Source organism: Clostridium sp. AF27-2AA (assembly GCF_003478505.1).
Lineage (GTDB): Bacteria > Bacillota > Clostridia > Lachnospirales > Lachnospiraceae > Brotaphodocola.
Window position 1 is genome coordinate 13,816 of the sequence record NZ_QUFI01000035.1, and the last position, 12,912, is coordinate 26,727.

Here is a 12,912-nt window from a genome sequence, read left to right on the forward strand (position 1 = left end):
CGGCATTCATAGTTTCAGGTATTCACAGTTACGATAAGACAGGCCTTGGTAGCTCAGTTGGTAGAGCAGAGGACTGAAAATCCTCGTGTCACTGGTTCGATTCCGGTCCAAGGCACTTGGATATGACAATTGTTCTTATTCACCGGCTTTTCATGAATTTCAAAAAACTTTAAAAAGTGCTTGCAATTTAGGAAAACCTGTGATAAGATATGAAATGTCCGAGAGACAACAATTTAATATGCGCGAGTGGCTCAGTTGGTGGAGTACGACCTTGCCAAGGTCGGGGTCGCGGGTTCGAGTCCCGTCTCGCGCTCTCAATGATACGAAAAAGGATATCCGAGGTGGATATCCTTTTTTTGTGCGTTCAAGCCCGGCCTGGCGGAAGCATAGAGGTCTCCGTTCCACTCCGGTTGTCGCAAAGCGAACATCCACTGGATGTTCTGCGACGTCTCGCACTCTCAAAACAAGAAACAAGGCTTTACTTTTTCGCGAAACTTTCCTAATATAGTTAAAGACAAGAAGAAAAACAGAGGCATAGCCATGAAGTTTATTTATACAAGGATCAAAGATGAGATCCGCATTGACAAAATTGAGGATCCGGAGGCGGTCATTTATGTGCCGGAGCAGTTTGAGGATTGTCCGGTGATGGAGCTGGGTTCTTATGTGCTGGCGCACAGTGCGGTGGAGGAGATCCACCTTCCACCCTATGTGAGAAAGATCGGCGCATATGGTTTTTATGAATGTGAGCAGCTGAAACGGATTTACTGCTACAGCCGGGTGCTGGATCTGGGCGCCGGGCTGTTTGCCGGGGTTCCGGTTGTGGAGTATCTGGATATTACAGAGTTCCCGGGGGAGCGCTCCTGCTTAAAGGAGATGCTGGCAGAGCTTCGTCAGACTCTGCGGGTGCAGCTTCACCAGATGCCGGCTGCAGCATCAGAAGCAGCAGAGGCACGTCTGATTTTTCCGGAATACTACGAGGATTCTGTGGAGAATACACCGGCCCGCATTGTTTCTATTGAGACCCACGGCTGCGGGCATCGTTACCGCTACTGTTTTGCGGGACGGGTGTTCCAGTACCGGGGGTACGATGAGCTTTTTCCGCATGTGCAGGTTCAGGAGCAGGAAGAACTGGTGACGGAGCTGGCGCTGGGGCGTCTGATGTATCCGCGGGAACTGTCAGAGAAGTTTCGGGAGCATTATCTGGATTATGTAAGAGAGCATTGGGAAACAGCCGGAAAGCTGCTGATCCAGGCAGACCGGCTGCAGAGAAACCGAGTGAGCAATCTGGAGCCGGGAAAGCTGCCGTGGCTGGTGGATGAAGTGCTGGATGCGGCGCGTCAGGATGCTGCTGCCGGAGACGGGCAGAACATGTCAGGCGCAGATGAATCTGTGAAGGAGCTGGGCGAGCCGGAGAATAGGAACCAGATTAGCGCAAATCTTGCGGATCAGCTTGGCGGGCTGATAAACCTTGCCCAGGAGGAGGGTGACACCGAGATGGTGAGCTGGCTCATGGAGCGAAGACATCGTCTGCAGACTGCAGAAGCGAAGCCGGTGGCAGAGGCTGCTCAGGCTACAGGGGAAATCCAGCCTGCAGTCGGCAGTACGGAAGCATCCGGGGAGCCGCAGCGTCCGAAACGAAAACGCCGCTTTGAATTATAGAAGGAGAGTGCAGACAGAAATGATCGATCCAACCAGACACAGACAGTTAGAAGAACTGAATATGGTGGAACTTTGCACCCGGATCTTCCGGAATTCCAGAAATGAGCTGTATCTGAATATGCGTTATCTGGACCTCTCCTTAAGTTCTCTTGGCTTTGAGGCAGATCCGGGCTGCCGCGGCGTGGGGACAGACGGGTTTGTGATCTATTATCATCCGGACTATGTCTGTGACCTGTACAAACGGGGGCGGGTGCATGTGAACCGGGCATATCTGCATATGGTGCTGCACTGCCTGTTCTGCCACATGGACACCCGCGGAAAGCGGGAGCCGGAGCTGTGGAATCTGGCCTGTGATATTGCGGTGGAGTCCATTCTGGATGATATGTATGTGAAGTGTATCCGTGTGGCACCGACACCATTTCGGCGGGACTGGTACGGGCGGCTCCGAGGAAAACTGACGGTATTAAATGCCGAGGGCATCTACCGCATCTTAAAAGAGGAACATCTGGAACCGCGGAGGCTGGAACGCCTTGAGGCGGAATTTCTGGTGGATGACCACAGTTACTGGGATCTGCCGGAGGATTCCCCGAAAACGCCCATAGTGCGACAGACCCAGTGGAGCAACAACCGGGAAAAGGTGCAGACCGAGATGGAGACCATGGGAAATCAGCAGGATGAGGAAAGCAAGAGCATGCTGGAGCAGGTTCAGGTGGAAAACCGGGAACGCTATGATTACCGCAGATTTCTTCAGCGGTTTTCGGTGCTTCGGGAGGAGATGCAGATAGACCCGGATTCCTTCGACTATATTTTTTATACCTACGGCCTTTCTCTTTACGGCAACATGCCGTTAGTGGAGCCGCTGGAATCCAAAGAAGTGAGCCGGATTGAGGATTTTGTGGTGGTGATTGACACGTCCATGTCCTGCTCTGGGGATCTGGTACGGCGGTTCCTGGAGGAGACCTACGATGTGCTCTGCCAGTCGGACAGCTATTTTAAGAAGACTAACATCCACATCATCCAGTGTGATGAGCAGGTGCAGCAGGACCGTCTGATCACAAACCGTGAGGAGATGGAAGCCTACATGCGTGACTTTACCATCATCGGTCAGGGCGGCACGGATTTCCGTCCGGCTTTTGAGTATGTGAACGGGATGATCCGGCAGGGGGCATTTCACCGTCTGAAGGGCCTGTTGTATTTTACCGATGGTGAGGGTATCTATCCGGTGAAGCGGCCGGTGTATGACACTGCTTTTGTGTTTTTAAAGGATCAGTATACGGATATTTCGGTTCCGGCCTGGGCCATGAAGCTCATCATGGAACCGGAGCAGCTTACAGAGGGAGACAAATAATATTATGAACATCAAACGTGCAAAACAGGAAATCAAGGATACGGTGGCCGCGTATCTGGCAAAGGATGAGTTTGGGGCTTACGAGATCCCGTCCATCCGCCAGCGCCCTATGCTGCTGATCGGACCGCCCGGAATCGGCAAAACTCAGATCATGGAGCAGGTGGCGCAGGAGTGCCGGATCGGCCTGGTGGCCTACACCATCACCCATCACACAAGACAGAGCGCGGTGGGTCTGCCTTTTATTGAGCATAAAATGTACGGCGGCAAAGAATACGCCGTGACGGAATACACCATGAGTGAGATCGTGGCATCGGTCTATGACCGGATCGAGAAGAGCGGTCTGCCAGAAGGCATTCTGTTTATCGATGAGATCAACTGCGTGTCAGAGACGCTGGCCCCGACCATGCTGCAGTTTTTGCAGGGTAAGGCATTTGGTAATCACAAAATCCCGGAGGGATGGATCATCGTGGCAGCAGGAAATCCGCCGGAGTATAACAAGTCCGTGCGGGAGTTTGACATCGTGACCATGGACCGTATCCGCCGGATCGATGTGGAGCCGGATCTTCCGGTCTGGAAAGAGTACGCGAAGACTGCAGGCGTCCATCCATCCATTCTCTCTTATCTAAATGTCCGCCCGCAGAATTTCTGCCAGATTGAGACGACTGTGGATGGCAAGCGGTTTGTGACGCCCCGTGGCTGGGAGGATCTTTCCGAGCTTATCTGGATTTATGAGAAGCAGGAGCGGAAGATGGACCGGGAGCTGGTGGGCGAGTATATCCAGTTTCCGAAGATTGCGAAGGATTTTGCCAATTATCTGGAGCTGTACTATAAGTACCGGGATGATTACCAGGTGGAGCAGGTGCTGGAGGGGCATATTTCCGAGGCGGCCGTGGATAAGCTGCAGCGGGCATCCTTTGACGAGCGCATCAGCGTGGTGAGCCTGCTGTTATCCGGCCTGAATGAGAAATTCCGGAATGTCATCCGCATGGAAGAGCTGATGAGCCTGCGGATGGAGCAGATGAAGAAGCTGCAGAGCGGGGATGCTGCGGCAGTAAAGTCTGGCGCAGCGGCCGCAGGTGCGGAGCTGTCAGTGCCGGAAACTGCCGCGACAGGTGCGCATGAGCAGGCAGATGCCAATGCCGGAACCGGCAGTGCCCTTGCAGACGTTCTGTCTGCTCTTGCAGAGAGCTTTCATGCCGAGTGGTCCCGGCTTCTGGATAACAGCCTCTTATCCCGCGCTCAGCTTCGCACCTGCCGTGCGGTAAGCGCAAAGCTGGAAGAAGATCTGATGGAGCTTAGAAAGAGCGGCATCACGGACTGGAACGAGGGTTTTGCGCTTTTGCGGGAGCGTTTCAGCGCGGACAGCGACCGTTATGAGGAGCTGTTTGATGAGGCCGGGGAAGCCCTGGAGCATGCCTTTGACTTTATGGAGGCAGCCTTTGCGGGAAGCCAGGAGCTGGTTCTGTTTGTGACAGAGCTGAATACAGGGGCTTACAGCGTTCATTTTCTGCAGGACTATGAGTGTGAGCGGTATTACCAGTACAACCGCGACCTCCTGTTCTCCCGGGAGGAGGAAGAAATCGAAGAACTGCTGAAGAAGAGGGGGTAACAAAATATGATGTTTTTGACAAAGCTGATGCTGCTGACAGCATCGCAGACCGATGCGGACCTCTCCACCGTGCTGGAAGAAACCAAGGCGGTGGCAGAGGAGGTGCATGAGGATCTGCAGAATTTGAAACCCAACGTGATCCTGGACACCTTAAAAAGCTGGCTGCCGGGGCTTATGAGCTTCGGCTACCGCCTGGCTATCGCGATTCTGATCCTGGTGATCGGAAACCGGATCGTTCATGTGGTGCGCAGGTTCTTACAAAAAACCTTCGAGCGCATGAACATGGATCCGAGTGTCAGCCGGTTCCTGATTTCTGTTGCGGACGCCTGCATTTACGCGCTGGCTATTTTCATTGCTGCAGATAAGCTTGGAATTCCGTCGGCCTCTATCATCGCGCTGCTTGGTTCGGCAGGACTGGCTGTGGGCCTGTCCCTGCAGGGCAGTCTGGCAAATGTGGCAGGCGGCATCCTGCTCATGCTGCTGCGGCCGTTTGGTGTCCATGATTATATTGTGAGTGACGGCTACGAGGGCACAGTACAGAGCATTGGTCTGGCATATACTACCATCATTACGGTAGACAATAAAAAGATCACCATTCCAAACGGTCAGATTTCCAACAGCACGGTTGTAAATGTAACAGCACAGGAGAAGCGCCGCGTGGATCTGGTGGTTGGCATTGGCTACAGCTCCGACATGAAGAAAGCCAAAGAGCTGATCCGCTGTGTATATGAGAATCATCCGCTGGTGCTGGCCGAGGACGGTATCACCGTATACGTGAACGAGCTGGCCGACAGCGCTGTCATGATCGGCGGCCGGGGCTGGACGAAGACGGAAAACTACTGGCAGGTGCGCTGGGATGTTCTGGAGGGGATCAAGGAAGCCTTTGATGCAAACGGCATCGAGATCCCGTTCAACCAGATGGATATTAATATCCGCCATACCAGCTAAAAAGCAGAAAAATTTAAAAAGAAATTATTCAAAGAACAGCTTTAAGTCATCCTCCACAGTTCCGATTCCGGCAATGCCGAAGTTTTCCACCAGTACCTTCGCTACATTTGGGGATAAGAAGGCTGGAAGGGTCGGTCCCAGGTGGATATTTTTCACGCCGAGGTATAAGAGGGCCAGCAGGACAATGACGGCTTTCTGTTCATACCACGCGATATTGTAGACGATCGGCAGGTCATTGATGTCATCCAGTCCGAAGACTTCCTTTAATTTCAGTGCGATGACAGCCAGGGAATAGGAGTCGTTGCACTGTCCGGCATCGAGAACTCGCGGGATGCCGCCGATGTCACCAAGGTCCAGCTTGTTGTATTTGTATTTTGCGCAGCCTGCGGTGAGGATGACGGCATCCTTCGGCAGAGCCTTTGCAAAGTCGGTGTAGTAGTTTCTGGATTTTGCGCGGCCGTCACAGCCGGCCATGACCACAAATTTTTTGATGGCACCGGATTTTACCGCGTCCACAATGGAGTCAGCCAGAGCCAGCACCTGGTTGTGGGCAAAACCACCGAGGATCTCGCCCCGCTCAATTTCAGCCGGAGCGGCGCAGTGCTTGGCCTGCTCAATGATCTCAGAAAAATCTTTCTTTTCGCCAATCTCACCGGCGATGTGTTTACAGCCTGGGTATCCGGCTGCGCCGGTGGTGTAGAGGCGGTCTTTATAGCTGTCCTTCGGCGGGACGATGCAGTTGGTAGTCATGAGGATCGGTCCGTTGAAGCTTTCAAATTCTTCTTTCTGTTTCCACCATGCGTTTCCATAGTTTCCGATAAAGTTTGGATATTTTTTGAAGGCCGGGTAGTAGTGGGCCGGGAGCATCTCAGAGTGAGTGTAGACATCCACTCCGGTGCCCTGGGTTTGTTCTAACAGCATTTCCAGATCACGGAGATCATGGCCGGAAACCAGGATGCCCGGACGGGTGCCGACACCGATGTTCACGCGGGTCATCTCCGGATGTCCGTAAGCGCCGGTGTTGGCGGCATCTAACAGTGCCATGCCCTCCACGCCGTATTTTCCGGTCTCCAGAGTTAAGTTTACATAATCTTCAACAGTCAGGGAGTCATCCAGGGTAGCAGCCAGGGCGCGCTGTAAGAAGGCGTCCAGTTCTGCGTTGTCTTTCAGTAAAGCATTCGCGTGTTTGCTGTAGGCAGACAGTCCCTTCAAACCGTAGGTGATCATTTCCCGCAGACTGCGGATGTCCTCGTTTTTAGTAGAGAGAACCCCTACCAGGGCAGCTTTAACCGGAAACTCGCTTTCCGGACCGTTCCAGAGAGCGGCAGCCGGAAGTACAGAAGTGTCTGGGCACTGACTTAAGAGCTGTTCTTTGGTATCCAGAGTTTCGCGGATGCGTGCCACGATCATTTCCTTATCAAAGTTAGCATTGGTGATGGTGGTGAACAGGTTCACGGTGATGAGATGATTGGTTTCCGCACTGATCTCCTGTCCCAGGCTGCGCAGATGTGTGGTGACAGCGGAAATGCCGCGGGTCACATAGACTAACAGATCCTGCATGGCAGCCACATCCGGTGTTTTTCCGCAGACACCGGAGTTCGTGCATCCGGTACATCCTGCCGTTTCCTGACACTGGTAACAAAACATATTCTGACTCATAAATAAAATCCTCCTTGCTGGATAAACAATATTAATAACGGTATGGCAGCAGTATACGACAGAAAAACCAGAATGAATGTTGTTTAAACAACAAAATTGCACTATAATAGCTCTAAAATGCTGGTAACTTTTGGGACAAGGAGGACATGCAGATGTGTACAGCAGCAGTTTATAAGACAAAAGACTTTTACTTCGGACGGAATCTGGATTATGAATTTCCATACGGGGAGGAGGTGACCATTACTCCTCGGAATTATCCGTTTTCGTTTCGGTTTCAGGGAGAAATGAAGCAGCATTACGCCATGATCGGCATGGCCCATGTGGCAGATGATTATCCTCTTTATTATGATGCCATCAATGAAAAGGGGCTTGGCATGGCCGGGCTGAACTTTGTGGGAAATGCGGTGTACGGAGAACCGGTTTTTGAGAAAGAAGAAGGAATTGAGAAGGATAACGTGGCACAGTTTGAGCTGCCGCTCTGGCTTCTGGGCCAGTGTGCCTCGGTAAAAGAAGCGCGGGTATTGCTTTCCAGGATCAACATCACCAATACCCCATTCAATGAAAAGTATCCGGTGTCCCAGCTTCATTGGATGATCGCGGACCGGGAGGAGACCATTGTGGTGGAGGCGGTGGCAGACGGACTTCACGTATACGACAATCCGGTGGGAGTCCTTGCTAATAATCCCCCTTTTCCACAGCAGATGTTTCATTTAAATGATTACCGCAGTCTGTCTCCGAGACAGCCGGAGAACAGCTTTGTGCCGGGACTGGAACTTACGGCTTACAGCCGCGGCATGGGAGCCATGGGACTGCCGGGAGATCTTTCCTCCGCGTCCCGTTTTGTCCGGGCTGCCTTTGTGCGGGGAAATTCCATCTCCGGAGATTCTGAGGCAGAAAGCGTGAGCCAGTTCTTTCATATCCTGCATTCCGTAGAGCAGCAGAGAGGTTGCTGCGATGTGGGCGGCGGAAAGTATGAAATCACCATCTACACCTCCTGCTGTAATGCAGACAGGGGAATTTACTATTACACCACATACGGGAACCATCAGATCACCGCTGTGGATATGCATGCGGAGGATTTAGAAAGCGAAGAGCTTGTGAGATATCCGCTGAGGGATACAGAGCAGATTTGCTGGCAGAACAGGAGCAGATAATAGATTCGCTTATTACCTCGTTTGTATCGTGGCAGAATCGCGATACGATTCTGCCACGAAAACAGGAATTAACGAATAGCCGTCTCGGTTCTTTGACGGATGACCGGTCCAATGGTCAGGGCAATGACCATCTTGACCAGATCTCCCGGGATAAAGGGGATCACACATACGGCAAGTGCTGCAGATACTGTATATCCGGCCTGCATGCAAAACCATGCCGTGCCAAATACATAACAGACAGCGGTACCAAGGATCATTCCCAGAAGCTGAATCCAGCGTTTCCGAAAGTGATCAATGATGATTCCGGCGATGATCGCCATGGGAATAAATCCAATAATATAGCCACCGGTAGGTCCTGCCAGTTTGCCGATTCCACCGCTAAATCCAGAGAAGACAGGAAGACCTGCCAGTCCGATCAGCAGATAGAGACAATAGCTGATGGTGCCTCGTTTCCAGTTTAGCAGATAGAGAGACAGATAGATGGCGAGGTTCGTGAGAGAAATCGGCACCGGTCCAATGGGGATGGAGAGTGGTGCAAGGATACAGGTAACTGCGGCCATAAAGGCGGTGGTTACCATTGCATAGGTGTGGGTCGAGCGGGAAGTGCTGGTATTTTCCTGAATCATGGCGATCCTCCTTTTGTGATTGATGGATAGTGTTGGTAAGGATAGTATAAGAAATCAATCGGATTCGATTTCGTAGGTAAAGCCTGCAGCTTCAATGGCCTGAATGGTATCCCTGATGCCCTGGCCGCCTGCGGTCAGATAACCGGAAGCAAAGATGGAATCGACGACGCGAAGCAGCATGTTCTCTTCGCCTTTAAAATAAACCTCCCGTCCTGCAGCACAGCGGATATCTGCTTTCGGAACCAGAAGCCGGGCCAGGCAGAGCACCTTCATGCAGTAGGCAGTGGAAAGAACGGACATATCAGCATGCTCCAGAGGGGTACCCGGAATCGGAAGCAGGAAATTGATGGGGAGGGCTTCCGGCTGGATTTCCCGAAGCTCCATCAGCATATCAACGACATCTTCCCTGGATTCTCCCATGCCGATGATGCCGCCGCTGCAGATCTCATAGCCAAGACCCTGGAGCATGCGGATATTGGCCACGCGCTGGTCGAAGGTGTGGGTGGAGCAGATGTTCGGATAGTAATTCCGGCTGCTGTTTAAGTTATGGTTGATGCGGTCCAGACCGGCATCCTTTAAGACCTTCGCCTGATGCTCAGTCAGAAAACCGATGGAGCAGCAGAGATGGGTTCCGTCTGCTTTCATTTTGCGGATTTTTTCTGCCAGAACCTCGATTTCTGCGTCTGTGAACTTCATTCCGCTGAGTCCGATGCAGTGACGGGACAGATGATGCTCGTTTACAAAGTCATTATCTTCATATAATTTTTCATCCGCTACCCATTTATATTTGTCGATATCGGCTTTGGAGCGGCAGGACTGGGCACAGTAGGCACAGTCCTGGGAGCAGTTGCCGCTGCGGGCATTTGTGAGAATGTGAATGCTCACATGATTTCCTTTGTATTTTCTCCGGAATGTCTCAGCAAAGGAAACAAGCTCCTCTAAGGATTCATCCGGGGTATTTAGAATTGCAAGGGCATCTTCCCGGGAAAGCTGTGGATCTGCAGAAGTGTCAGGAGTTATATTCATAAGAAATCCTCTCTTTCTGATGGTTGGAATTTAAATCTTTTCCTAAAATAGCACGGGAAGGGCCGATTGTCAACTAAAAAAATAAAACGGTTAACAATCGGCGCGGCGAAGAAAACACAAATTCTTCACAAAATAATTAGCACTCACCTATTGACAGTGCTAACAACATATGATATAGTACAGTCAATGTTATAGAAGTAATATAACAGACATGCAAAAAGATAACGTTGCACTGAATGAATGGAGGCGTGACTTATGAATATAAACAAATTTACGCAGAAATCCATGGAGGCCGTTCAGAACTGTGAGAAGCTTGCCTACGAATATGGCAACCAGCAGATTGAGCAGGAGCACCTGTTCTACAGCCTGCTGACTCTGGACGACAGCCTGATTTTAAAACTGTTAACCAAGATGGGTATCAGCAAAGAGCTGATTACCAATGAGGCCCAGCAGAAGCTGGCTGGACTGCCAAAGGTGAGCGGCTCTAGCCAGGTTTACATCAGCAATGACTTAAACAAAGTCCTCATCAATGCTGAGGATGAGTCTAAGGCCATGGGAGATGAATATGTTTCTGTTGAGCATATTTTCCTGTCCATGTTAAAATACGCAGACCGTACCATGAAGGAGCTGTTCCGCCAGTATGGCATTACCCGGGACACCTTTCTGCAGGCCCTGTCTACCGTGCGCGGCAACCAGAGAGTTGTCAGTGACAATCCGGAAGCTACCTATGATACTCTGGAAAAATATGGCTATGATCTGGTAGAGCGTGCAAAGGATCAGAAGCTGGATCCGGTCATTGGCCGTGACAGTGAGATCCGTAACGTGATTCAGATCCTGTCCAGAAAGACCAAGAACAACCCGGTTCTCATTGGTGAGCCTGGTGTTGGTAAGACGGCTGTTGTTGAGGGACTGGCTCAGCGTATTGTCCGCGGAGATGTGCCGGAGGGCTTAAAGAACCGTAAGCTGTTCGCGCTGGATATGGGTGCGCTGGTTGCAGGTGCCAAGTACCGCGGCGAGTTTGAAGAGCGGTTAAAAGCCGTTCTGGAAGAAGTGAAAAAGAGCGAAGGACAGATCATTCTGTTCATCGATGAGCTGCATACCATCGTGGGAGCCGGCAAGACCGAGGGCTCCATGGATGCAGGCAACTTGTTAAAGCCGATGCTGGCCAGAGGTGAGCTGCACTGTATCGGTGCAACCACACTGGATGAGTACCGCAAATACATTGAGAAGGATGCGGCTCTGGAGCGTCGTTTCCAGCCGGTTCTGGTAGACCAGCCGACTGTGGAAGATACCATTTCCATCCTGCGAGGCATCAAGGAACGCTACGAAGTATTCCATGGTGTTAAGATTACCGACTCTGCCCTGGTGGCAGCAGCCGTGCTTTCCGACCGTTACATCACAGACCGGTTTCTGCCGGATAAGGCCATTGACCTGGTGGATGAGGCATGTGCCCTCATTAAAACGGAGCTGGATTCCATGCCTGCTGAGCTGGATGAACTGTCCAGAAGAATTATGCAGCTGGAGATTGAGGAGACTGCATTAAAGAAAGAGACCGACCACTTAAGTCAGGAGCGTCTGGCTGACCTACAGAAAAATCTGGCAGAGCTGCATGACGAGTTTGCCAGCAAGAAGGCACAGTGGGAGAATGAAAAGAATTCCGTTTCCCATCTTTCCGCTCTCCGCGAGGAGATTGAGCAGGTGAACCGCGATATTGCCACTGCCCAGCAGCAGTATGATCTGAATAAGGCCGCTGAGCTTCAGTACGGCAAGCTGCCGCAGCTGCAGAAACAGCTGGAAGCAGAGGAAGAAAAAGTAAAGAATCAGGATCTGAGCCTGGTGCATGAAAGTGTCACCGAGGATGAGATCGCAAGAATCATTTCCCGCTGGACCGGTATTCCGGTAAGCAAGTTAAATGAGAGCGAGCGCAGCAAGATCCTGCATCTGGATACGGTCCTGCATAAACGGGTCGTAGGCCAGGATGAGGGTGTGGAGAAGGTAACCGAAGCAATCCTTCGTTCCAAGGCCGGCATCAAGGATCCGACCAAACCGATCGGTTCTTTCCTGTTCCTTGGACCGACTGGTGTTGGTAAGACTGAGCTGGCAAAGGCTCTGGCCGAGGCTCTGTTCGATGACGAGAACAACATGGTCCGTATCGATATGAGTGAGTACATGGAGAAGCATTCTGTAGCCCGCCTGATCGGAGCACCTCCGGGATATGTCGGCTACGATGAGGGCGGTCAGCTGACTGAGGCAGTCCGCCGGAAACCGTACTCCGTTGTCCTCTTCGATGAGGTAGAGAAAGCACATCCGGATGTATTCAATGTTCTGCTTCAGGTTCTGGATGACGGCCGTATCACGGATTCCACCGGTAAGACAGTAGACTTCAAGAACACCATCCTCATTATGACCTCCAACATCGGTTCCCAGTATCTGCTGGATGGCATCGATGAGAACGGTAGCATCAAGCCAGAGGCGGAGGCTATGGTCATGCAGGATCTGCGTGCACATTTCCGTCCGGAGTTCTTAAACCGTCTGGACGAGACCATTCTCTTTAAGCCGTTAACAAAGGATAACATCAGCCACATTGTGGACCTAATGGTAGCCGATGTGAACCGCCGCCTGGAAGACCGCGAACTGAAGGTAGAACTCACAGATAACGCCAAAACCTTTGTCACCGACCACGGCTACGACCCGGCCTACGGCGCACGTCCGCTGAGAAGATATCTCCAGAAGAACGTAGAGACCCTGGCAGCAAGGATCATCCTGGAAGGCAATATCAGCGAAGGCCAGACCATCGTCATTGATACCGATGAAAAAGGCGAGAAGCTGATCGCATACGTGGAATAAAAATTTAGGGTTAAAACCAATAAAGGTCCGAAGCCG

The 12,912-nt window shown here is 51.7% G+C and carries 9 protein-coding genes and 2 tRNA genes; 8 read left to right on the forward strand and 3 right to left on the reverse strand.

What is annotated here, in order from left to right; genetic code table 11:
- The first annotated feature begins 42 nt into the window (after positions 1 to 42).
- From DWY84_RS14610 to DWY84_RS14635, 6 genes are all read left to right on the forward strand, one after another.
- Positions 43 to 115, forward strand: a tRNA-Phe gene (locus DWY84_RS14610).
- Positions 116 to 240: 125 nt separating this feature from the next.
- Positions 241 to 313 (forward strand) — tRNA-Gly (locus DWY84_RS14615).
- Between the two features lie 227 nt (positions 314 to 540).
- Positions 541 to 1,659, forward strand: a complete 1,119-nt coding sequence (locus DWY84_RS14620) for a hypothetical protein (protein ID WP_118534083.1) — start codon at positions 541 to 543, stop codon at positions 1,657 to 1,659.
- A gap of 19 nt (positions 1,660 to 1,678) precedes the next feature.
- The gene (locus DWY84_RS14625) at positions 1,679 to 3,007 is read left to right on the forward strand and encodes a VWA-like domain-containing protein (protein WP_118534084.1); all 1,329 of its coding nucleotides are present in this window, start codon (positions 1,679 to 1,681) and stop codon (positions 3,005 to 3,007) included.
- 4 nt (positions 3,008 to 3,011) lie between these two features.
- Positions 3,012 to 4,616 (forward strand): AAA family ATPase, encoded by a 1,605-nt coding sequence (locus DWY84_RS14630; RefSeq protein WP_118534085.1) that lies wholly within the window; start codon positions 3,012 to 3,014, stop codon positions 4,614 to 4,616.
- A gap of 6 nt (positions 4,617 to 4,622) precedes the next feature.
- The gene (locus DWY84_RS14635; RefSeq protein ID WP_243024876.1) at positions 4,623 to 5,564 is read left to right on the forward strand and encodes a mechanosensitive ion channel domain-containing protein; all 942 of its coding nucleotides are present in this window, start codon (positions 4,623 to 4,625) and stop codon (positions 5,562 to 5,564) included.
- Between the two features lie 24 nt (positions 5,565 to 5,588).
- On the opposite strand, the gene hcp is transcribed toward DWY84_RS14635, so the two are convergent.
- Positions 5,589 to 7,223, reverse strand: a complete 1,635-nt coding sequence (gene hcp, locus DWY84_RS14640) for a hydroxylamine reductase (protein WP_118534086.1) — start codon at positions 7,221 to 7,223, stop codon at positions 5,589 to 5,591.
- A 152-nt stretch (positions 7,224 to 7,375) separates the two neighbouring features.
- Here hcp and bsh point away from each other — a divergent pair, with 152 nt between their 5' ends.
- Positions 7,376 to 8,377: a choloylglycine hydrolase gene (bsh, locus tag DWY84_RS14645; RefSeq protein ID WP_118534087.1), complete on the forward strand. Its 1,002-nt coding sequence runs from the start codon at positions 7,376 to 7,378 to the stop codon at positions 8,375 to 8,377.
- 68 nt (positions 8,378 to 8,445) lie between these two features.
- On the opposite strand, the gene DWY84_RS14650 is transcribed toward bsh, so the two are convergent.
- Positions 8,446 to 8,955, reverse strand: a complete 510-nt coding sequence (locus DWY84_RS14650; protein ID WP_347560814.1) for a biotin transporter BioY — start codon at positions 8,953 to 8,955, stop codon at positions 8,446 to 8,448.
- A 102-nt stretch (positions 8,956 to 9,057) separates the two neighbouring features.
- Positions 9,058 to 10,029, reverse strand: a complete 972-nt coding sequence (gene bioB / locus DWY84_RS14655) for a biotin synthase BioB (protein WP_118534089.1) — start codon at positions 10,027 to 10,029, stop codon at positions 9,058 to 9,060.
- Between the two features lie 255 nt (positions 10,030 to 10,284).
- Between bioB and clpB the strand changes: the two genes are divergently transcribed.
- Positions 10,285 to 12,876 (forward strand): ATP-dependent chaperone ClpB, encoded by a 2,592-nt coding sequence (gene clpB, locus DWY84_RS14660; RefSeq protein ID WP_118534090.1) that lies wholly within the window; start codon positions 10,285 to 10,287, stop codon positions 12,874 to 12,876.
- Positions 12,877 to 12,912: the final 36 nt, after the last annotated feature.